This is a genomic window from Sphingopyxis sp. DBS4 (genome assembly GCF_024628865.1).
In the GTDB taxonomy this organism is placed as follows: Bacteria; Pseudomonadota; Alphaproteobacteria; order Sphingomonadales; family Sphingomonadaceae; genus Sphingopyxis.
The window spans coordinates 862,636-884,499 of sequence record NZ_CP102384.1; the positions used below are offsets into that span (position 1 = coordinate 862,636).

13 protein-coding genes and 3 riboswitches are annotated in these 21,864 nt (G+C 65.7%); of the genes, 6 read left to right on the plus strand and 7 right to left on the minus strand.

Features of this window, described 5'->3' with window-relative positions; translation table 11 throughout:
• Positions 1–3: 3 nt before the first annotated feature.
• Together polA and purT are read right to left on the minus strand one after the other, a co-directional pair.
• Positions 4–2,817 (minus strand): DNA polymerase I, encoded by a 2,814-nt coding sequence (gene polA / locus NP825_RS03955; RefSeq protein WP_257548616.1) that lies wholly within the window; start codon positions 2,815–2,817, stop codon positions 4–6.
• A gap of 335 nt (positions 2,818–3,152) precedes the next feature.
• Complete coding sequence (purT, locus tag NP825_RS03960) at positions 3,153–4,334, minus strand: formate-dependent phosphoribosylglycinamide formyltransferase (protein ID WP_257548618.1); 1,182 nt, start codon at positions 4,332–4,334, stop codon at positions 3,153–3,155.
• A gap of 110 nt (positions 4,335–4,444) precedes the next feature.
• Between purT and NP825_RS03965 the strand changes: the two genes are divergently transcribed.
• The gene (locus tag NP825_RS03965) at positions 4,445–4,921 is read left to right on the plus strand and encodes a methylated-DNA--[protein]-cysteine S-methyltransferase (RefSeq protein WP_257548620.1); all 477 of its coding nucleotides are present in this window, start codon (positions 4,445–4,447) and stop codon (positions 4,919–4,921) included.
• Between the two features lie 15 nt (positions 4,922–4,936).
• Here NP825_RS03965 and NP825_RS03970 read toward each other — a convergent pair whose 3' ends face one another.
• A complete protein-coding gene (locus tag NP825_RS03970; RefSeq protein ID WP_257548623.1) occupies positions 4,937–5,419 on the minus strand; it encodes a GFA family protein in 483 nt (160 codons plus the stop codon).
• 90 nt (positions 5,420–5,509) lie between these two features.
• Here NP825_RS03970 and NP825_RS03975 point away from each other — a divergent pair, with 90 nt between their 5' ends.
• Entirely contained in the window at positions 5,510–5,932 is a 423-nt protein-coding gene (locus NP825_RS03975; RefSeq protein ID WP_257548625.1) for an SgcJ/EcaC family oxidoreductase, read from the plus strand.
• A gap of 27 nt (positions 5,933–5,959) precedes the next feature.
• Here the strand turns inward: NP825_RS03975 and NP825_RS03980 are convergent, their stop codons facing one another.
• Positions 5,960–6,352 carry a VOC family protein gene (locus tag NP825_RS03980; RefSeq protein ID WP_257548627.1) on the minus strand — a complete coding sequence of 131 codons (393 nt, stop codon included), beginning with the start codon at positions 6,350–6,352 and terminating at the stop codon, positions 5,960–5,962.
• 583 nt (positions 6,353–6,935) lie between these two features.
• A riboswitch (glycine riboswitch) is annotated at positions 6,936–7,023 on the plus strand.
• A 3-nt stretch (positions 7,024–7,026) separates the two neighbouring features.
• Positions 7,027–7,089, plus strand: a riboswitch (glycine riboswitch).
• A gap of 20 nt (positions 7,090–7,109) precedes the next feature.
• Here NP825_RS03980 and NP825_RS03985 point away from each other — a divergent pair.
• Complete coding sequence (locus NP825_RS03985) at positions 7,110–8,507, plus strand: L-serine ammonia-lyase (protein ID WP_257548629.1); 1,398 nt, start codon at positions 7,110–7,112, stop codon at positions 8,505–8,507.
• 208 nt (positions 8,508–8,715) lie between these two features.
• Here the strand turns inward: NP825_RS03985 and NP825_RS03990 are convergent, their stop codons facing one another.
• A complete protein-coding gene (locus tag NP825_RS03990; RefSeq protein WP_257548631.1) occupies positions 8,716–11,772 on the minus strand; it encodes a TonB-dependent siderophore receptor in 3,057 nt (1,018 codons plus the stop codon).
• Between the two features lie 206 nt (positions 11,773–11,978).
• Between NP825_RS03990 and NP825_RS03995 the strand changes: the two genes are divergently transcribed.
• Together NP825_RS03995 and NP825_RS04000 are read left to right on the plus strand one after the other, a co-directional pair.
• On the plus strand, positions 11,979–12,470 hold the full coding sequence (locus tag NP825_RS03995; protein WP_257548633.1) for an Lrp/AsnC family transcriptional regulator: 492 nt from the start codon (positions 11,979–11,981) through the stop codon (positions 12,468–12,470).
• Positions 12,471–12,498: 28 nt separating this feature from the next.
• Positions 12,499–12,590, plus strand: a riboswitch (glycine riboswitch).
• A gap of 100 nt (positions 12,591–12,690) precedes the next feature.
• Positions 12,691–15,945: a S41 family peptidase gene (locus NP825_RS04000; protein ID WP_257548635.1), complete on the plus strand. Its 3,255-nt coding sequence runs from the start codon at positions 12,691–12,693 to the stop codon at positions 15,943–15,945.
• 195 nt (positions 15,946–16,140) lie between these two features.
• On the opposite strand, the gene NP825_RS04005 is transcribed toward NP825_RS04000, so the two are convergent.
• On the minus strand, positions 16,141–18,486 hold the full coding sequence (locus tag NP825_RS04005; protein ID WP_257548637.1) for a hypothetical protein: 2,346 nt from the start codon (positions 18,484–18,486) through the stop codon (positions 16,141–16,143).
• 179 nt (positions 18,487–18,665) lie between these two features.
• On the opposite strand from NP825_RS04005, the gene NP825_RS04010 reads away from it, so the two are divergent.
• Positions 18,666–19,226, plus strand: a complete 561-nt coding sequence (locus tag NP825_RS04010) for an ECF-type sigma factor (RefSeq protein WP_257551282.1) — start codon at positions 18,666–18,668, stop codon at positions 19,224–19,226.
• Between the two features lie 34 nt (positions 19,227–19,260).
• Here the strand turns inward: NP825_RS04010 and NP825_RS04015 are convergent, their stop codons facing one another.
• Positions 19,261–21,699, minus strand: a complete 2,439-nt coding sequence (locus NP825_RS04015) for a serine/threonine-protein kinase (protein WP_257548640.1) — start codon at positions 21,697–21,699, stop codon at positions 19,261–19,263.
• Between the last annotated feature and the right edge of the window lie 165 nt (positions 21,700–21,864).

Below are 21,864 nucleotides of genomic sequence, written 5' to 3' on the forward strand. Positions count from 1 at the left end.
CGATCAATGCGCGTCGCCCCAGCTTTTGCCGATGCCGACCTCGACATCGAGCGGCACCGACAGCGCCAGCACCGGCTCGGCCGCCCCCGACATCACACGGCGGATGACCTCGCCCGCGGCTTCGGCCTTGTCCTCGGGCGCCTCGAAGACGAGTTCGTCGTGGACCTGGAGCAGCATCTTCACGTCGCCAAGCCTCGCATCGTCGAGCGCTTTCGGCATCCGCGCCATCGCGCGCTTGATCAGGTCGGCGCTGGTACCCTGAATCGGCGCGTTGATCGCGGCGCGCTCGCTACCCGCGCGTTCGTTCTGGTTCGCGGCCTTGATGCGCGGAAACCAGGTCTTCCGGCCGAACAAAGTCTCAGTATACCCACGCGCGCGCGCGGTTTCGAGCGTGTCGGTGATATAGTCGCTGATGCCGGGAAAGCGCTCGAAATAGCGGCTGATCAACGCCTGCGCCTCATCGGGCGTCACTTCGAGCCGGTTCGCGAGACCCCAGCGCGAGATGCCGTAGAGGATCGCGAAGTTGATCGTCTTCGCCTTGCCGCGCGTGTCGCGGTTGACCTCCCCGAACAGTTCGATCGCGGTCGCGGCGTGAATATCCTGGCCCTGCGCGAAGGCCTGCTTGAGTTCGGGCACGTCGGCCATATGCGCCGCGAGGCGGAGTTCGATCTGGCTATAGTCGGCGGCCAGCAGCACATGGCCCGGCGCGGCGATGAAGGCGTCGCGAATCTGGCGGCCGACCTCGGTGCGGATCGGGATGTTCTGCAGATTGGGGTCGGTCGACGACAGCCGCCCGGTCTGCGCGCCGACGAGGCTGTAGCTGGTGTGGACGCGGCCGGTCTTCGCGTTGATCTGCCCTTGCAGCGCATCGGTATAGGTCGATTTGAGCTTCGCGAGCTGGCGCCACTCCAAAATCTTGCGCGCGATCGGCACGCCGTCGCGTTCCAGACGTTCTAGCTCGTTCTGGTCGGTCGACCAGTCGCCCGACTTGCCCTTGCGCCCGCCCTTCAGCCCCAGCTTGTCGAAGAGGATTTCGCCGAGCTGCTTGGGGCTGCCGATCGCGAAGGGCTGCCCCGCGAGTTCGTGGATTTCGCCCTCCATGCGCAGCATGTCGTTCGCGAACTCGCCCGACAGGCGCGCCAGATAGTCGCGGTTCACCATGATCCCCGCGCGTTCCATCCCTTCGACGACGGCGGCGAGCGGGCGGTCGACCATCTCGTAGATGCGCGTCCCGCCCTCGATCGGCAGGCGGAGCTTGAGCAATTTCCACAGGCGCCACGCGACCTCGGCATCCTCCGCCGCATAATGGGTCGCGCGGTCGAGCGGCACTTCGGCGAAGCTGATCTGCGACTTGCCGGTCCCGCACATCTCCTTGAAGGTCAGGCAGATGTGATCGAGGTGGAGCTTCGCCAACTCGTCGAGTCCGTGTCCGTGCTTGCCCGCGTCGAGCGCGAAGCTCATCACCATCGTGTCGTCATAGGGCGCGATGGTGACCCCGTGCTGCGCGAGGACGCCGATGTCATATTTGAGATTGTGCCCGACCTTGAGCACCGCCTCGTCGGCGAACAGCGCGCGCAGGCGCCCGAGCGCGTCCTGCATCGGAATCTGTTCGGGCTTTTCGGCGAACATGTCGGTGCCGCCATGGCCGAGCGGGATGTAGCACGCCCGGCCGGGACCGGTCGACAGGCTGACCCCGACAAGATCGCCGGTGACGCTGTCGAGGCTCGCGGTCTCGGTATCGACCGCGACGACATGCGCGGCGCGCGCGGCCTCGATCCAGTGGTCGAGCGCCTCGATCGTCGTCACCGTCTCGTACAAGGTGCGATCGATCGCGGGCCATGCCGGGAGAGTCGGCGTCGAGGGAGCGGCGGACGCCGCAGCGGGCGCGGCGCCCGCGCGCGGCAGCGTCGGCGGGCCGCTCGGCGCGACGCCATTGTCGAGCTTCGCCGACAGCGAGCGAAAGCCGTGCTCGTCGAGGAACAGCTTGAGCGGCCCCGGCGGGATCGCGCCGAGCTTGAGGTCATCGAGCGGGTCGGGGAGGGGGCAGTCGCGCTTGAGGTCGACGAGGATGCGCGACAGTTCGGCCATGCCGCGATGCTCGATCAGATTGTCGCGCAGTTTGCTGGCCTTCATCGTCTCGGCGCCGTCGAGCGCGGCAGTGAGATTTCCATATTCCTGAATGAGCTTGGTCGCCGTCTTGGGACCGACCCCGCGCACACCGGGGACGTTATCGACGCTGTCGCCCATCAGCGCGAGCACGTCGCCGACGAGGTCGGGGGTGACCCCGAATTTCTCGTTTACCGCTTCCATGCCCAGCCGGACGTTTTTCATCGTGTCGAGCATGTCGACATGCGGCGAGCCGTCCGTGGGTTCGCGGATGAGCTGCATCAGATCCTTGTCGGACGAGACGATGGTGACGTCCCAGCCCTCGCGCACCGCGGCCTCGGCATAAGAAGCGATCAGGTCGTCGGCCTCATACCCCGCCATCTCGATGCACGGCAGCGAGAAAGCGCGCGTCGCGTCGCGGATCAGCGGGAATTGCGGGCGCAGATCCTCGGGCGGCTCGGGGCGGTTCGCCTTATACTGGTCGTAGATGTCGTTGCGGAACGACTGGCTGCTATGGTCGAGGATGACGGCGAGATGCGTCGGCCCGTCGGCGTCGTGCAGATCCTTTGCCAGCTTCCACAGCATGGTGGTATAGCCATAGACCGCGCCGACCGGCACTCCGTTCGGGTTCGTCAGCGGCGGCAGGCGGTGATAGGCGCGGAAGATGTAGCTGGAGCCATCGACCAGATAGAGATGATTCTTCTCGGACATGGCGCGGGGTGTAGCAGGGGGATGCGGGGCGGCCTAGCTATGTCCGTGCGAGGCGTTGCAGTTGCTTTGAGGTGGAGAGCGGACATCCTTATCTTCGTCATTCCCGCGAAAGCGGGAACCCAGAGTGGGGTCAGCCGACGCACGCTCTGGGTTCCCGCTTTCGCGGGAATGACGAAGATAAGAGATGCTACGCGCGACTTTCAGACTCTCGTCATCCCGGACTTGATCCGGGATCCATTCTCTCAGCGCCGGTTGAATGGATCCCGGATCAAGTCCGGGATGACGATGTAAGGTAGGTCGGTTTCCGGTCGAAAACGCCGATCGGTGCGGCGGGTTTATTCCCGGTAGCCGATCTTCAGTTTTCCTGCCGCTGCCGCCGCAATCGCGCGCGCCTCGTCGGTCGTGCCGCTTTCGACGCGGGCGAGCGCGATTCCCATGCGGCGATACGAGCGCGTCACCGGCTTGCCGAAAATGCGGACATCGACATGGGTGTTCGCGTCCGGCGGAACCAGCGCCTCGGTGAGGCCGGTGATGGTGAAGTCCGCCGCGTCGCGGTCGGCGAGCAGGACCGCATTGGCGCTCGCATGCGGTACCGTGACGGCGGGAATCGGCAGCCCGAGAATCGCGCGGGCGTGGAGGTCGAATTCGGACAGCGATTGCGACACCAGCGTCACCATCCCGGTATCGTGCGGACGCGGGCTGAGTTCGGAGAAAATGACCGCGTCGCCCTTCACGAAAAATTCAACCCCGAAGATGCCGTGGCCGCCCAGCGCGTCGACGACTTTGGCGGCCATTTGCTGCGCGGCGGCGAGCGCGGCAGCGGACATCGCCGCGGGCTGCCAGCTTTCGCGATAATCGCCGCGGTCCTGCCGATGGCCGATCGGCGGGCAGAAGCTGACGCCGTCCTTGTGCCGTATCGTGAGCAAAGTGATCTCATAATCGAAATCGACGAACGCCTCGGCGATCACGCGCAGCCGGTCGCCGCGCATCCCGGCGGCGGCATAGTCCCACGCGGCGTTGATGCCCGCGGCGTCCTTCACCGTGCTCTGGCCCTTGCCCGATGAGGACATGACCGGCTTGACGACGAGCGGAAAGCCGACGCGCACCGCTGCGGCGGCGAGTTCCTCGCGGCTCGTCGCATATTCGAAGGTCGAGGTTTTCAGCGCCAGTTCGCTCGCGGCAAGGTTGCGGATCGCATCGCGGTTCATCGTGAGCCGCGCGGCACGGGCCGAGGGGACGATATGGAAACCCTCGGCCTCGAGCTCGGCGAGCACCTCGGTGCGGATCGCCTCGATCTCGGGCACCACATGATCGGGGCGGTGCTTTTCGATCACGGTGCGCAGCGCGTCACCGTCGAGCATCGGGAAGACCTCGCGCTCGTCGGCGACCTGCATCGCCGGCGCGCCGTCATAGCTGTCGCAGGCGACGACATGGCAGCCGAGCCGCTTTGCCGAAATGGTGAATTCGCGGCCAAGCTCGCCCGAGCCGAGGAGCAGGATTTTGGCGGTGGGGGTCATGGCTGTCTTTCCGTCGAGGTTGGGCGCAAGATTCGGGACGCGTCGCCGCGTCGCCCCTGCCATAGGAAGCTCATCGCCAAAGCGCGACAGCGAATGACAGGATCGAATCTATGACGCATGCTTTCAAAACCATCTGGTCGCCGGTCGGCGAACTGACCCTCGTCGCCGACGCCAAGGGGCTCGCCGCGATCCTCTGGGAGAAGGACCGGCCGGGCCGCGTCCAGCTGGGGCCGCTGACCGAGGATGCCGAGCATCCGGTGCTCGTCGAAACCGAACGCCAGCTCGGCGAATATTTTGCCGGCAAGCGCCGGACGTTCGACGTGCCGCTCTCCTTTTCGGGAAGCGATTTTCAGAAACGCGTGTGGAGCGCGCTGCTCACCATCCCGTTCGGCGAGACGCGCAGCTATGGCGAGATCGCGCAGCAGGTCGGCAGGCCGACCGCCTCGCGCGCGGTCGGCGCCGCCAACGGCCGCAATCCCATTTCGATCATTGCGCCCTGCCACCGCGTCGTCGGATCGACGGGCAAGCTGACCGGCTTCGCCGGCGGGCTCGACGCGAAGAAATATCTGCTCGAACTTGAGCAATAGGCCGCGCGCGACTGCTTATTGCGGCCAGCGATCGGTGTCGCGATCGGGATGCTGGTGGTTGCTCGCCCTGATCGCCCCGACATAGGCGGCCATCGTCTCTTCGGTCGTGCCTTCAGCCTTCAGCGGCAGATCCTCGAAAACGGGGAGCCGGGCTTCGAGGCCGAACTGGACCTTGGGCTGAAACCGCTCGGGCTCGTCGAACGATCCGGTCGTGAGGTTGATATGCCTGCTCTCGTGATAGTCGTAGGTGAGCGGCGTTCCGCAGTCGCGGCAGAAACCGCGCGCGGCCTTGTCCGAACTGGCAAAGGTTGCCGGCTGCCCGCGTGTCCAGGCGATCGCATCGCGCGGGACGCCGATCAGCGCGATGAAAAAATTGCCCGCTGCCTTCTGGCACATGCGGCAATGGCAGATATGCGATGTGTCGAGCACCGCTGTGATGTGCCAGCGCACCGCGCCGCACTGGCAGCCGCCCGAGGCTTCGGTTTCGATCCTGTCCATGACTGCGACTCGCTTGTCGATTTCGCCGGGAAGACAGGATAGGACAATGGGCGTTGCGCCGTCGAGCCGCTCGGCCGTCCGGAGGGTCATATGGTTCAGGAAGAAGGACCGGCGAGTATCGCCGCGCGATTTGCGGACGCATGGAACCGGCACGACATGGCGGCGTTCGCCGCGCTGTTCCATGTGGACGCGAGCTTCGTGAATCGCTTCGGCACCTACTGGCGCGGGGTGGAACAGATCGTCGCGGGCCATGCCCCGATCCACGAGACGATCTACAGCGATTCGACGCTGACCAACGAGGTCGCCGACGTCGATCCGATTTCGGACGATGCCGCGATCCTGCACATATGGTCGCGGCTGAGCGCGGGCGCGGCGCATCCGGTGGGGCCGCATCGGGTCGACACGATGATTCTTGCGGTCGTGACCCGGCGCGATGGCGCATGGAAAATCCAGGCGCTCGAGAATGTGACGCTGGTCAATCCGCGGACGGGTGAGCCGATATTGCGCGATTGAGCCGCCGTTCGCTCTGCCGGCGTCTGCTCAGCTCTGCGGCGCTCCGAAATAGACGAAGCTCATCTTGTTGCCTTCGGGGTCGCGGGCATAGGCGCCATAGAAGTCCGGCCCATAAAGTGGGCGCGGACCGGGGTCGCCGTCGTTGGTGCCACCACAGGCCAGCGCAGCGGCATGGGCCGCGTCCACCGCCGCTTGGCTTTCGCATAGAAAACCGGGCATGATTCCGTTGCCGGGAGCCGCCGCCAATCCGTCGTTCGGCTTGCCGATCCAGACGCGCTGTTCGCTCGGCATCGCATAGCAGCAAGCCTGGTCGCCATAGTCGACCTCCAGCCGGCCGCCGAGATGCGGCATGACCGCATCATAATAGCGCCGCGACCGCGCCATGTCGTTGGTGCCGATGGTGATATAGGCGATGGACATGGATCACTCCCACTCAATAATTCAGCGCGCTGTAACGCATTGGAAATGCGACAGAAAAATATTTAGTCTGAAATGACCGAGTAGCAGTCCGTCAAAAAATCTATGCTTATGAAAAATAAGGAGAAATTTCGCGATTCGGCCAAATCCCTATTTCGAGATATATTGGTTTGCCCGAAAACTGGGCGGAACTCTGCAATCAGGCACAAATTTGCGTGAATTTGCAACGGTTTCTTCTGCGGCGGCGCCCGTTTCCATTGATATTCGCCGTGCTTCGGGGGAGGCGCCTTTGGGTAGACATTGGGTCTCGACCGGACGAATCAGCGCTTTGAGAATTTGTTGTACGGGCCGCGAGTGAGCCAAGCGGCCACACCCGAAAGCGGTCAATCGGTTGAGACCGGACCACGACCTCTTCACGGCGCGCTACAGTCTATGGGATTCCGCAAAGATGCCGTTGCACCAGGGGGGTTTTCACTAACAATGGTGTGCCCGCCTTCGCGGGCAGACCACTCCCATGCACCTCGGTGATGTCTGCTATCGGATGAAACAGAGCGTTGACACAATGATCGCCGCGCGCGATGGTCGATCCGCCGATGTGGGAGAGACCGGATATTTCCGGCGCCGAAGGAGCAACCGCCCCGGAAACTCTCAGGCAGAAGGACCATGCGGCAATGGAATTCTGGAAAGTGACGCTTAGTGCGTCCGCCGACGGGATAGCGATCTCAGGCAAGCAGACAGAAGGGGCGCTGATGTCCGGCGAATGCCGGCAGGAGAGGCGCCGGTGTCCGCACAGATTCATACGACGAATGTCGCGTTCAGCATCTTTGATCTGTTCACGATCGGGATCGGGCCGTCGAGTTCCCACACGGTGGGACCTATGCGCGCAGCCGCGCAATTCGCCCGGCTCGCGATGGGCAAAGGCCACCCTGCGCGCGTCTCTTGCGAGCTGTTCGGCTCGCTTGCGCTGACCGGCAAGGGGCATGCGACGGACAGGGCAATCCTGCTTGGATTGTCCGGCCGGCTTCCGGAAGAAATCGATCCAGATCGGGTCGAAGAGATCGTTGCGGCGATAAGGGAGTGCCATTCACTTCGGCTCGCTGACTGTTGCCCGGTCGCATTCAACGAAACAGCGGACCTCATTTTCCGGCGCGGAGAATTTCTGCCCGGACATGCGAATGCGATGCGGTTCACGGCCCGTTATGCCTTCGGTGAGGAATTGACCCGCACCTTTTTCTCGGTCGGCGGTGGCGCGATACGCTGTGAGGGCGAGGCGGAGGCACGGTCGAACGTCGCCCTTCCTTACCCGTTCGGCTCGGCGGAGGAGCTGCTCGCAATCGGCCGGACCCACGGGCTTGCGATAGCCGACATCGTCCTCGCCAACGAGGAGGCGTGGCGCGCGCCGGTCGAGACGATTGCCTTCATCGATGCTGTGCGCGACGCCATGTTCGCCTGCATCGAGCGCGGGTGCCGCGGCGAGGGCGTATTGCCCGGCGGCCTCAACGTTCCGCGCCGCGCGCGGTCGCTGCACCATGCGCTGCTGGCCAAGGCCCCCTCGAACGACCCCACCAAGATCTTCGAATGGGTCAGTCTGTTCGCACTGAGCGTGAACGAGGAAAATGCCGCGGGCGGCCGCGTGGTAACTGCCCCGACCAATGGCGCGGCGGGCGTGCTGCCGGCGGTCCTCAAATATTATGAATCCTTCACCCCGGGCGCTTCGCGCGAGGGAAGCCGCATCCTGCTCGCGACCGCCGCCGCCATCGGATTCCTCTACAAGATGCGCGCGTCGATCTCGGCTGCGGAAATGGGCTGTCAGGGCGAAGTGGGCGTCGCGTGCTCGATGGCGGCCGCAGGCCTCGTCGCCGCGCTCGGCGGCACCAATGAGCAGATTGAAAATGCCGCCGAAATCGGGATGGAGCATAATCTCGGACTGACCTGCGACCCGATCGGCGGGCTCGTTCAGATTCCCTGTATCGAACGCAACACAATGGGGGCGGTCAAGGCGATAAATGCCGCGTGCCTCGCGCTTCAGGGCGACGGCCGGCACGTCGTCCCGCTCGATGCAGTCATCGAGACGATGCGCCAGACCGGCGAGGATATGCGCTCGAAATATAAGGAAACGAGTCTTGGCGGTCTGGCCGTCAACGTCGTCGAATGCTGACGGGCTGGTAACATTCCCCGCCGGGTGCGGGCGCTGAGCGCCAAATGCGTGGCGAGGTGAAGAATATCATCGAAGCTTCAGCGTGTCAGGGCAATTCGACGGACAGGCCACCACCGGGGCCGCACGATCAAGGCCGCCAATTCTTGGCAGCCGCTCCGAATCCATCGACGCGAACAATGGTCTGCGTCGATGGAAGGAGGGCCGGACCTCAGAATGACTGGTTGAGACGCATGAAGAAGGTGCGCCCGGTCAGATTATACTGATTCCCGGCGACCGATCCGATCCGATAGGTATAGGCATCGGGGCCGATCACCGGCGGCTTCCGGTCGAAGATGTTGCTGACCCCGGCGAGCAATGTCGTCTTGTCGAGAATCTGCCAGCGAACCGAGGTGTAGGCCGTCACATAGGCGGCGACCGACAGCTTTTCGCGAACCTCGGCGAAATCGTTCGAATTGCCGTAGACATTCCGGCCGGCATAGGCGCCATAGAAGCGGAAATGATCCGTGCCGGGAATGAAGGCGCCCTGTTCCTCCCAATAGCGGGTGTCGTCGACGCGGCCGACATAATTGGCGCCGACGAACCAGGTCAGCTTTTTGTAGTCGAGATGCGCTTCGGCATAGCCGGTGAGCTTGGGAAAGCCCGACAGCCCGTTGCGGTCGAGCTCGGGGCTGAGCGCGTCGCGCGTGATCGAATTTTCGAGGGCGCGCGTACCCCGGATCTCGAACCCGAGATTGGCGTCCGTCCCAAGTGGGAAGCCGAACTGGAGCGCGAAATCGATGCCCCGGGCGCGCTGCTGCGACAGGTTGATGTAGCGATCGTCGACTTGAGAGATGGCTCGCGTCACGGGATCGCGGGTGATCAGGCTGCAGAAGCTGTCACGCTGCGCGCCGGTCAGATTATAGCAGCTGTTGACGATATTGCTGACGCCGAAGGTGTCGACTTCGTTCTTCACCTTGATGTCGTAATAATCGACCGCGAGCTGGAGGTTCGCGAAGCCCGGACGAATGACCACGCCGGCGTTGAAGTTGGTCGAGGTTTCCGCCTTCAGCCGGCCCTTGCCGCCGCCGCTGACCCCGAGGATGCCGTCGTTGATCGGCGAGAAATCGGGCGCGAAGCCCTCTGCCTGGCAATTCTGGACGACGGCGTCGCTCGCGCCGTCGCCGTAGCGCTGGCAGGGGTCGAAATAGCCGAAGAAGGAGGTCTGGTCGGCCAGGTTGAGCTCATAGATCGTCGGGGCGCGGAACGAGGTGCCGTAGGAGGCCCGCAACGCGATGGCGGGCGAGATTTCCCAGGCGCCGGCGATGCGGTAGGTCGCGTTCGATCCATAGGATTTGTAGTCGGTGTAGCGCCCCGACGCGGTCAGCCGCAGGCTGTGGAAGAAGGGTTTGTCGGCGACGATCGGAACGCCGATTTCGCCATAGACCTCGCGCACCGTGTCCGAACCCGCGGTGCGCCCCGCGGTCGAGAAGGCGAAATAATTGTGGTTGCGGGCGTTGTAGCCCGGCGTGTCGTCGAGGTCGTCGGTGCGGATGGCGAAGCCGAACACGCCCGCGACCTCGCCGGCCGGAAGCGTGAACAGCGGCCCTGACAGGCTGCCCTCGATGGCGAACTGGTCGTATTTGGTATGGCCTTCCTCATAGCCTTCGAGGAAATTGCGTTCGGTGTCGGTCCAGTCCTGGTCGACGAGGAAGCGTTTGGTCAGCCAGGGGATCGAGACGCATTCGGTCGGACCCGAAATGGTGATCAGGCTGGGGTCGCAAGCGATGCCGGGCGCCGTCGCGGCGTTGAGCCGGTCCTGATAATAGAAGGTCTGGCCATAGGTGCCGCGCGACAGGCCGAAGCGGGCGCTGATGTCGTAATTCCAGTTGCGCAGCACTCCCCCGCCGAACTTGCCGCGCAGCCCGACGGTCGACTGGAAGAAATCGACCTTCTGCTCGGCGCGGAACGGCCGGACGATCTGCGGGCCGACGTCGCCCGACGAATTGCCGCCGCTCGCGATGATCAGCGCCTCCCCGACCGTGTTGTTCGGGTTGGTCGCCGACAGGAAGGGGTAGAGGAAATACCAGCCGTTCGATTGCGAATGGCGGTTCGAATAGAGCGCGCTGAAATAGAGCTCCGAATTGTCGCCGACGTTCACGCCCGCCGAAACATAGGCGTTGATGCGGCGATAGGGCGAGATGGAGTCGGCCTCGTCATAGGCGCGGCTGGTGTTGGGCGAATAGGGATAGGTGTCGGGAAAGCCGCCGCGGTTGGCGCGGACCCAGTCGAGCAGCGGCGCAAGGGCCGGATTGGTGGGATCCTGCAGCCCGAGCGCGGCGGGGGGATAGGGGCCGTTCGCCTGCGTCGGATCATAGACGAAGGCGCCGCCGTACCAATATTGATCGAAGAAGATGCCGTTCGGATTGTGGTTGATGCAGCGGAAGTTGCCCGAAGTGTCGCGGGCGTCGACGCGCTCGCCGCTCGTCGGATCGTAGACGAAATCCTGCCGGCACGCGGTCTGGGGCCGATCCTTGAGATCGAGCTCGAACTGCTGATCATATTCGAGCGCCGCGGTCACGTAGAAATTGTCGTAATTGCGGCCCCAGAAGGCGTTCGCCTGGACATAGCGCCCGCCGTGCTTTTCGGGGAGGCGGGCGAAGCCGCCGAGTTCGAGCCCGTCGCCGCCCTTGCGAGTGATGACGTTGATCACCCCGGCGATCGCATCAGAGCCATAGACCGAGGAAGCGCCGGTGGTCAGAACCTCGATCCGGTCGAGCGCGACCGAGGGGATGACGTTGAAATCGACCGGCGCGACCTGGCTTCCGGTTCCCGACGGGGCGATCCGCTGGCCGTTGAGCAGGGTCAGCGTCCGCGTCGCGCTCATGTTGCGCAGGCTGATCGTATTGACGTTGGCGCCGCCCAGCACAACCGATCCGCCGGCTCCGGTCGCCGAAAGCTGGTTGTTGATCTGCTGCGTGCCTGCCGCGGCGGTGGCATGCGCGACGATCTCCGCCGCGGTCGCATTGCCGAGCACGGCGCCCCGGTCCGCCTTGAGCACCTGCACCGGCGCGGTGGTCGAGAATTCCGACGGCAGGCGCGAGCCGGTGACGACGATGTCGCTTTCCGCCTCCTTGCTACCGGTATCGGGCGCGCTGTCGGCCGACCGGACCTCTGCGGCGTCGCCGTCGCGGGTGTCCGCATCGGCGGTTTGAGCCTGCGCCGCGGCCGAATGGGCGAGCGCCGCGATCAAAACCGCCGACGACACGCCATGAAAATTGAATCGCATGTTGATCCCTCCTCCCTGATCGGACCTTGCAGATTGGCTTCCGTTTGCGGACTGGCCCCCTAATGTCCGGTTTATGCAATGAGCTTGCTGATTTTCCCCGATACCGACACCTAGCATTCATCGGCCTTGCCGATCCCACCAAATTTCGGTGCCAAATTGGCTTGTGGAATGAAATATCGTCGTGATACGATATTATTATGGAAAATATGGAAACACTTGAGCTTGATCGGTTAGATTATCGAATCATGCATATCCTGGCGTCGGACGCGCGGTCGAGCGATGTCGCGATCGGCGAGGCGGTGGGGCTTTCGAGCAACGCCGCGGCGCGGCGGCGCCGGCTGCTCGAAGGCCATGGCGTGATCGAGCGATATACGGCGCAGTTCGATCTCGACCGGCTGGGTTTCGGCATCCTCGTCCTGGTGCAGATGGAGCTGGTGTCGCAGTCCGACGACGCGCTCGATCGCTTCGAAGCGGCGATCCAGAAATGCAGCGCGGTGTCGAAATGCTGGTTCGTGTCGGGCGACGTGGATTTCCTCGCGCTCGTGCATGTCCCGTCGCTGCACGACTTCGACGAAACCTATCGGCAGGAGCTGTCGAGCCTGCCGAATGTCGCGCGGATCCGCAGTTCCTTCGTCCTGCGCAGCGTGATCGACCGGCCCACGGCGCTGCGGGTGCTGGAGAGCGCCGGAAGGCCTTGACAAGCGGACGGACGCCGCGTCATCCTGAGCGAGTCGGATGGGAGAGAGCCTGCCTCGCGCAGGCCGCCGAAGGAGCAACCGCCCCGGAAACTCTCAGGCACGAAGGACCATCCGGCGCATGGAATCTGGAGAGAGGCGCGCAGGCGTCCGCCGACGGGATAACGATCTCAGGCACACGGACAGATGGGGCCCTGATACCTGCTCGGGAGGGGCTTCGTTCGTGAACTTCTTTTCAAAAGATCGTGCGCGCCAGCGCTTCATCGTCGCCGCGCTCCTCAGCAGCGTCGCCACCGCGGCGTCCGCGCAGGCGCCCGACCCCGCCGATCCTTATCTCCGTTATCCCGATGTGTGCGGATCGCGGATTGTCTTCAGCTTTGCGGGCGATCTGTGGCTACAGGATGGAACGGCGGCGGAAGCGCGGCGGCTGACCAGCACCCCCGGCCCCGAATATTTCGCGAAATTCTCGCCCGATTGCAAAATGCTGGCGTTCACCGCGCGCATCGACGGCGACGACCAGGCCTATGTGATGCCCGCCGACGGGGGCGAGGCAAGGCGTCTGACCAGCGCGCCCTCGCGCAAGGGGCTGTCGACGCGCTGGGGCAGCGATAATCAGGTGGTCGGCTGGACGCCCGATGGGAGCGCCATCCTCATCCGGTCGATGCGCGACGCGGCGATGCTGTCGCAGAGCAACCTCTATACCGTCAGCCTGGCGACGCGCACGATCGAGCCCGCCGGCACCGCGCGCGCCGGCGCCGGGGTCTTCTCGCCCGATGGAACGCAGATCCTCTATTCGCCCTGGTCGCGCGATTTCCGAACCTGGAAACATTATCGCGGGGGCTGGGCGCAGGACCTGTGGATCTATGATCGGTCGAGCGGCGCGGCGCGGCAGCTCACCCGGACCGATGCGACCGAACGCGACCCGATGTGGACACGGCAGGGCCTCTTCTTTCTCTCCGACCGGAACGGGGCGATGAACCTGTTCCGCGCCGATCCGGCAACCGGCGAGGCCGAGCAGCTCACGCGGCACGAGAGCGACGCGAAATGGGCGTCGGCCGATCGCGCAGGAGCCATCGTTTATGAGGTCGACGGCCGCATCTGGCGCTTCGATCCGGCGACCGGTGCCTCAGAGCAGCAGGTGATCCGGGTCTCGTCGGATGCGTTGCAGGCGCGCCCGCGCTTCGCGCGCTATGGCGAGGCGATCGACAGCTTCGTCCCGACGCCCGATGGCGATCGCGCGCTCTTCGTGGCGCGGGGCGACATATTCGATCTGGCCGCGGGCGACGCACCGGTCCGTGCCGTAACCGCGAGTTCCGACGCCCAGGAGCGCGAGGCCGCCATGTCGAGCGACGGCAAATGGATCGCCTATGTCTCCGACCGGGGCGGCGAGGAGGAACTGTGGATCGCGTCTGCCGACGGCGGTGCCGCGCGGCAACTCACCTCGGGTCACCATGATCGCTTCTCGCGGCCGCAATGGGCGCCCGACGGCAAGCGCATCGCCCTGTCGGGGAAGGACGGGGCAATCTATCTGGTCGATGTCGCGAGCGGAGCGATGCGCGAGGCTGGGCGCAGCGGCAGCGTCTTCGTCAACGATTATGCCTGGTCGCCCAACAGCCGCTATCTCGCCTACACGCGCTTCGGCCCAGCCGATATGGGACAGGTGCAGATCCTCGACGTTGCGACCGGCAAGACCGTCGCGGCGAGCGATCCGCTCTATAACATGTCGCAGCCGGCCTTTTCGCCTGACGGCAATTATCTCTATGCGCTGACCGACCGCCAGTTCCGGGGCCGGTTCGAGGGGCGCGAGTGGAATTTCCAGGTGCCGCGCCAGCGCTCGATCGCCATCCTGCCGCTTCGCGCAGGGCTACCCGATCCCTTCCTGACCGCGAGCAAGGACGAAACCGTTCCGCCGCTCGCGACGATCGATTTCGACGGGCTGATCGACCGCCTCGCGCCGACGCCGATCGCGAGCGCGAACATCGACGCCTTCACCGTCGGCAAGGACGATATTGTCTATTCGGCGGCGATCGCGGACGACGATGCCTATCGGCTGAGCGCCTATTCGTTCGAGAAGAAGGAAACGCGCACCGTCGCGGATCGCGTCGATGCGGTGGCTTTCCTGCCCTGGAGCGCGTCTGCGGTGACGCGGCGCGAGAAGGATTATGCGCTGCTCGATACCGCCAGCGGCAAGGCGAGGAAGCTCGACATCGGCCGCCTCACCGGAACGATCGCGCCGCGCGAGGAATGGCGCGCGGTCTTCGACGAGGTCTGTCGACGCTACCGCGACTTCTTCTACGACGCGAAGATGCACGGCTTCGACTGGGCGGCGCTGTGCGCGCGCTATCGCGCCGATCTGCCGCGCATCGGCAGCCGGGGCGACCTGACCGAGGTCATCGGGCGCATGGTGTCGGAACTGAACGTCGGCCATGCCTATATCGATGGGCGCGACGAATGGCAGCCCGCGACGCCGGGGTCGGCGGCGCTCGGCGCGGTCTGGGTCTTCGACGCCGCGAAAGCGCGCTGGCGCATCAGCCATATCTATGCGGGCGACCCCGTCGATCCGCTCTATCGCTCGCCGCTCGGCGCGCTCGGCAAGGAAGTGCGGGTCGGCGACTGGCTGTTCGCGATCGACGGTCGCGCGCTCGATGCCCGCACCGACCCGTTCGAGGCGCTGATCGGCAAGGCGGACAAGGAGGTCGCGCTGACGATCGGCCGCGACGGCGTGAAAGGCGAGCGGACGCTGGTCGTCAAGCCGATCGCCAGCCAGGAGGGGCTGGCCTATCGTGAATGGAGCGAAAACAACCGGCATCTCGTCGATCGGGTGTCGGGTGGACGGATCGGCTATGTCCATATCCCCGCCATGTCGCCGCAGGGGCTGGCGGAGTTCGCGCGCGGTTATTTCGGACAAATCCGCAAGGATGGGTTGATCGTCGATATTCGCGGCAATCTGGGCGGCAGCGGATCGCCGCTCGTCATCGACCGGCTGCTGCGCCCCTTCCTGACGACCGGGCATGTCAAGGGAATGGACTATCCGACGACCTACCCCTGGGGCGGGTTCACGCAGGTGTTCACCGGAAAACTCGCGCTGCTCGTCAACGAAGCAACGATGTCCGACGGCGATACCATGGCCTATGAATGGCGGCAGGCGAAGCTGGGTCCGATCTATGGAAAGCGGACCTGGGGCGGGGTGATCGGCACCGGATCGACCGGGCCGCTGCTCGACGGGACCGAGACCAATGTGCCGCAATATGCGCTCGCCGCAACTGACGGATCGTGGATCGTCGAGGGCGAAGGGGTGAAGCCCGATGTCGAAATCGGTTTCGACGCGGATGCGAAGCTGGGTGGCGACGATCCGCAACTTGCGGAAGCGGCGCGTCTGCTCGCCACGCAGATATCCGGGCACCCAGGGACGCTTCCCAACGCTTCGCCAGGGCCTGACAAGCGCGATGTGCAATCCGTTACGGGTACGAGGGATTGACTGGAATTCCATTCGCTAGCCGGTTTCGAGTGGCTGAAACCATAGGGCGGCGGTTGTTGGGCACCCCGCCGCTGCGGGCGAAGTGCTGACGGTGAGGCGTCACAGCCAAGCAAACTCGTTGGAGTTCGACGCAAGGCTGACTCCCCCACGCTCCCAGCCCCAGTTTTTCCGGGGCCGGGAGCCGGGGGATCAATTCTAGAAGCCGAAGGCCACGCCAACCCGGCCGCCAGTCGTTCCCTTGACGGTCGATCCGGCAAAGCCGCCGCTGACGTACACGCGCGGTGTCAGGCGAACCACCGCGGCGCCGGAGAAGCCCTGCTCGCCCTGATAGGTCGCAAGGTTGAACGAGACCGAGACATTGCTGTCGGGGACGATCATCGTGCCCCCCATCGCCATCGCGGTAACGATGCCGCCGGTCGCTTCGCGAAAGCGCCGGTCGTTGCCGAGGCTGAGCGCATCGATGCGGCTGTTGAGCGCGGCAACATTGGTATCGAGCGCGCCGATCGCCGAGCCGACGTCGTGATAGGCGGTGCCGCCGACCGAATAGCTCGGCGCGCTGACCGCCCCCGTCGCCGTATCATAACTCGCGCCGCTGCCGAGCGCCGCCGCCAGGCTGACCCCCGCGGTGTCGCCGCGCAGGACCGCCGTTGTCGCCGCTGCCTGTGCGCCGTTTGCCGTGGTCTGGGCGGTGGCGGCATTGGCGAGCGCGGTGTTCGCGGTGCCTTGCGCCGCCGCCGCTTCGGTGCGGGCGGTGTTCGCCGTTCCCTGTGCGGCGGTCGCGCCTGCGAGCGCCGTGTTTGCCGTCGTCTGCGCGGCCGCGGCGTTGGTCAGCGCCGTCGTCGCGGTCGTCTGGGCCGCGGCGGCTTCCGTGCGCGCCGTATCGGCGGTCGTTTGCGCGGTCGCGGCATTGGCCAGCGCCGTATCGGCCGTTCCTTGTGCCGCCGCGGCGTTGGCGAGCGCGGTGGTTGCAGTGGTCTGCGCGGCCGCCGCCGCATTGCCCTGTGCGGCGAGCGCGGCATTGAGCTGCGCGACGTTCACCGCGTCGGTATCGGTGGTGCCGGCGGCGACATTGGTGATCGCCCGCTCATTGCCCGCCGACCCCACCGACACGGTGTTGGCGCGCGTTGCGGTCGAATTGGCGCCGATGGCGACCGCGCCCTCGGCAAAGGCCGTCGCACTGTCGCCCAGCGCCACCGAACGGTCGCTGCTGGCAAAGGCGCCCGCGCCGATGGCCACGGCGTCCTCCCCGGCGCCGCCGCGGTTGCCCAGCATGATGCTGTCGGCCCCGTTCGCCAGCGCCTGGCCGCCGATGGCGATGCTGTTGGCGCCGATCGCGCGCGTCGTCAGCGTGTCGCCGCCGCCGATGGCGATGCTGTTGTCGCCGATCGCCTGCGCCTGTTGCCCCAGCGCCACGGCCGATTGTCCCGTCGCCTGCGTCAGTTCGCCCAGCGCAACGGTTCCGCGGCCCTGTGCATTGGCCTGGTCGCCCAGCGCCAATGCGCTGGCGCCGTTCGCGACCGAAGCATTGCCCAGCGCCACCGCACCGGTGCCGGTGGCGGTGTTGTCGGCGCCGACGGCGACCGCGCCGGTGCCGGTCGCGACATTGGGATCGCCGATCGCGACCGCGCCGTTGCCCGAGGCGACATTCTGCGATCCGATCGATACCGCCTTGCCGTCCTGCGCGGTGGCGCCCATGCCGATGGCGACGGCTTCGTCGCTGTCGGCTGAGGCGTCCGTGCCGACGGCAATGGCGTTTTCTCCGATCGCGTAGCCGCCGCCCACGCCGCTGTCCTCAAGGCGGGACAGGCGGCCGTCGGTATAAAAAGCCTCAGTTTCCAGGTCGAGGACGCGATCTTCGACGCCGTCGATCAGGTCGGTGGTGTCTGCGATGTCCTGCTTGACGGCATAAAGCTGGCTGCCGGTGACGGCATCCGAGCTGCCGTCGAATATCTCACCATCGGCGGCATTGATGATCCGCCGCTTGATCGTGTCGCTGCCGACGCTGACGACATATTCCCCCGCCGTTGTGGACCCGGTGCCGAGCGCGACCGAATTGCTGCCGGCCGAGCTGCCGTTGCCGATCGCCACACCGCCGCCCAGCGAATAGACATCGTTGCCGATCGAGATGCCGCCGGTGCCGCGCGCGAGATTGCCGATGAAGATACCTCCGCCATTGCCGGTGGCCTCGTGGCCGATCGCGATCGTGTTTTCGTCCGACGCGAATGCCTTGTAACCAACCGCGGTTGCGGTGGCCCCGGTCGCGTGCGCGAAAGCCCCGACCGTCGTCGCGCCTGCCGCATCGGCGCTGGACCCCGCGCCGACCGACACCGTCTCCTCGGCGGTGGCCTGCGCCTGACGGCCGCAGGCGACGCTGGAGGCGTTTGATACCGAACCGTCGGACTGGACCGCCTCGTTGATGTCGTTCACGCGCTTTGCACAGGTGACGTCGCCTTCCGCTGCCCGTGCCGCGTTCGGCATGGCGAGCAGCGCGATGGTCAGCGCCGGCGTGGCGGTGGCGATCAGCCAAGCATATTTACGCATCTTGTCTTCCCCTCGATCGAGCGAAGGCCGTCGGCCTCCACGGTGGATATCTCGACCCGGCGGGCGCCTGTTCCGGCGCCTCTCTCCCGCGCGTGCGGCCGCTAAGTCATTGCCGCGCTTGCCTTGCGTCCGCCGACCTGCGAAGAGCGGCGGACGCCTGACAGAGAGCGAGACGGAAAATTTCCGAGGAAGCGGACACGCCAGCCGAAAAAAATGGGGCCGAAAAAAATGGGGCGGGCAGCTCGGACGAGCTGATCGCGGGCCTGTATGGGGAATTACGGGCGATCGCGCGGCGCGAGCATTATCGTGCCGGCCTGCCGCAGACGCTCCAGACGACGGCGCTGATCAACGAAGCCTATGTGAAGCTGCGCAAGGCCGCCGGCTGGGAGAGCCGCTCGCATTTCCTCGCCTGCGCGGCGACCGCGATGCGGCATATCCTGATCGACGCCGCGCGGGCGCGGCTAGCGTCGAAGCGCGATGCGCCGACCTACAGCTTTACCCAGAGCCTCGACTCGCTCGCCGCCGCAGTGCCCGAGGATGAGCAGGTCGTCCGGCTGGGCGAGGCGCTCGAGGGGCTGAAGCGGCTCGACGCCAACCTCGCGCAGGTCGTCGACTGCCGTTTCTTCGCGGGGATGGACGAGAAGGAGACGGCGCTCGTCCTCGGCGTTTCCGACCGCACGATCCGTCGCTGGTGGGTGCAGGCGCGCGCCTGGATACACCATGAGATGGCGGCGGCCTGATCCTGGGGGCCTCATTCCCGCGGGGATGACGGCCTTATTCCGGCCCCAGCCGCGCCCGCAGCGCGGGGAAGGATTTGAGGTAGGAGGCGCCCGCCGGCCCTTCGGCCTTGAACAGCGCTTCGGCCCGGTCGGTTTCCCGCCGCGCTTCGCCGAGCTTGCCCGATTTGAGCAGCGCGATCGCCTTCGCGCGCGCGAAGATCGCTTGCGGCAGGCCTGGCTTGGGCAGCGCCGCGATCAGCGGTTCGGTCTCGGCGATCGTGCGCCGTGCGTCCGCGAGGTCGCCCGATTCGGCCTCTGCCTCGATCAGGCCCGCGGCGATGATCAGCGTCGGCGTCGCCTGGGGACTGAGATATTGCGCCGCCATCGGGCGCGCCTCGGCGAGGATCGCTTTCGCTTCGGCATATTTGCCGAGCGCCAGCTTGGCGCGGCCGAGCTGGAGGAGGTCGACCGCGAGCCCCGCCGAGCGGCCGAAGGTCGCGCGCCGCTGCGCCGCGACGCGCGTGACGATCTGCTCGGCGACCTCGGGCCGGTCGAGCTTGAGGAGGCGCACGGCTTTCAGTTGCGCGATCGCAAGCCCCTGCATGCTCGCCTGCTGACCGGTTCGGCGAAGCACGGCGTCGGCGCGATCGAAGATCGCGGGCATGGCGTCGAGCTGGTTCGCCTCGACCATGTAGACGAGAAGATTATTATAGGTCGTGAGCAGGTCGCGGTGGTTCTCCGCATAGACGATATCGGCGTCGGGCAGGGTGCGGATCAACAGCGAAATGGCATCTTCGAGCCGATCCGTTCGCCGCCAGAGCTGCGCGCGGGCAAGCGCGATTTCGACCAGTTCGCGTTGGAAATGGTCGGGATCGGCCCGGAAAACCGGTTCGGCGGCATCGACGTTGGGGGCGATTTCGTCGGCCCGGCCCAGCGCCGCGGCCGAAACCGCGGCCCGCATCCTGAGCTGTGCGGTCGCGACCGGGTCGCCGCGCCCGATCCCGCGCGCGAGCGCCTTTTGAATCAGCGCGTCGGCGCCCGCCGTGTCCTCGATATTCGCATAAAGGTCGAACAGGGTGACGATCAGGTCGGCCGATTTGGAACTGGTATCGAGCGACGCGGCAAGCCGGGCCGAGGTCTGGTCGAGCATCTGCTTGACGTTGATATTTTCTCCGCCCGCATCCTCGGCGGTATCGCGCATCATCACCGTCAGCATCCGGTTGATCGCTTCCGACCGCCGCGCCTCGGCGACCGCGAGGTCGCGCTCGATCGCGGTCTGGCGCGCCTGCCACGCGATCCCGCCCGCGCCGACGAGCAGCGCCGCGAGCACCGCCGCGGTCGCTGCGACCCCCCAGCGATAACGGCGCAGGAAGCGGCCGAGCATGTAGCGCGTCGACCCGTCGCGCGCATGGACGGGGAGATATTGCTGATGGCGCGCGATGTCTTCGGCGAGTGCGCTGACGCTGCGGTAGCGCTGCGCGGGATCGCGCCGCATCGCCTTCAGGATGATCGCGTCAAGGTCGCCTGCGATGCGGCGCGCGGGCACCGGCCCTGAACCCGCCGCGGCGGCGCGGCTCGGCAGCGCGGCATCCTCATAGAGGACGCGGCGAATCATCACCGGCACCGATGCCTTGCCGCTGCGCCACGGGCTCTGGCCGCTGACCAGTTCGTAAAGCAGCACGCCGAGCGCATAGACATCGGTCGCGACCGTCGCTTCCTCGCCGTCGAGCTGCTCGGGCGCCGCATAGTCGGGAGTCAGCATCGCCTGCGTCGTCGCGGGCAGCGCCGCACTCTCGTCGAGCAGGGTGCCGATGCCGAAATCGAGCAGGCGCGGCTTGCCGCCCGTGTCGATCAATATGTTCGACGGCTTGATGTCGCGGTGGACGACGAGGTTGCCGTGGGCATAGGCGACCGCGTCGCAGACGGTACGGAACAGGTCGAGCCGCGCGTCGAGATCGGCGCCGTGTGCGGTGCACCAGGCGTCGATCGGCTGTCCGTCGACATAGTCCATCGCGATATAGGGGCGCCCATCGGGCGCTACCCCGGCGTCGATCAGCCGCGCGATCCCCGGATGGTCGAGCCGCGCGAGCAGTCGCCGCTCGCGTGCGAAGCTTTCCGCGCGTTCGGCCGCGTCGATGCGAAGCAGCTTCAACGCGATGCGCTGGTCGAAGTCGGTGCCCGCGCGGTGCGCCAGATAGACTTCGCCGAGTCCGCCGCGCCCGATCGGCCGTTCTATCGTGAAGCCGCCGATGGTCTGGCCTTCGGTCAGCGAACTATGGCTGGGGGCTGTTTCTTCGGTCCCCAGCACCGGCGGGGCCATGTCCAATATTCCATCGCTCCGCGATGCTGTCAGCAGGTTGCGGACCGCGTCGATAACCGACGCCGGTTGCGCGACGCTGGCCAATCGCTGGCGCTGGGTTTCGGGCGGAAGGTCGACCAGCCGCTCGAAAAGGTCCTGAACCGTCCGCCATTCGTCCTGGTCCAGCCGCTTCATCGCCCATTCCCCCCCCACCGTCGGCCCGTCTTCAGATGATCCCATGCGCCGCCGCCGTGCAACCCTCTAATTTCAGGCGGATAGGGTTTTGAAAAATATTCGGGCCGGATGTCCGGCTTTGGTCCGTTTTCCCGTCTTGCCTTTCGACGTCCATTTCGGCGGCGA

Coding starts and splice junctions, on each gene's coding strand:
- polA (WP_257548616.1), bottom strand. CDS start 2,817: ATGTCCGAGAAGAATCATCTCTATCTGGTCGATGGCTCCAGCTACATC.
- purT (WP_257548618.1), bottom strand. CDS start 4,334: ATGACCCCCACCGCCAAAATCCTGCTCCTCGGCTCGGGCGAGCTTGGC.
- NP825_RS03965 (WP_257548620.1), top strand. CDS start 4,445: ATGACGCATGCTTTCAAAACCATCTGGTCGCCGGTCGGCGAACTGACC.
- NP825_RS03970 (WP_257548623.1), bottom strand. CDS start 5,419: ATGGACAGGATCGAAACCGAAGCCTCGGGCGGCTGCCAGTGCGGCGCG.
- NP825_RS03975 (WP_257548625.1), top strand. CDS start 5,510: ATGGTTCAGGAAGAAGGACCGGCGAGTATCGCCGCGCGATTTGCGGAC.
- NP825_RS03980 (WP_257548627.1), bottom strand. CDS start 6,352: ATGTCCATCGCCTATATCACCATCGGCACCAACGACATGGCGCGGTCG.
- NP825_RS03985 (WP_257548629.1), top strand. CDS start 7,110: ATGCCGGCAGGAGAGGCGCCGGTGTCCGCACAGATTCATACGACGAAT.
- NP825_RS03990 (WP_257548631.1), bottom strand. CDS start 11,772: ATGCGATTCAATTTTCATGGCGTGTCGTCGGCGGTTTTGATCGCGGCG.
- NP825_RS03995 (WP_257548633.1), top strand. CDS start 11,979: ATGGAAACACTTGAGCTTGATCGGTTAGATTATCGAATCATGCATATC.
- NP825_RS04005 (WP_257548637.1), bottom strand. CDS start 18,486: ATGCGTAAATATGCTTGGCTGATCGCCACCGCCACGCCGGCGCTGACC.
- NP825_RS04015 (WP_257548640.1), bottom strand. CDS start 21,699: ATGAAGCGGCTGGACCAGGACGAATGGCGGACGGTTCAGGACCTTTTC.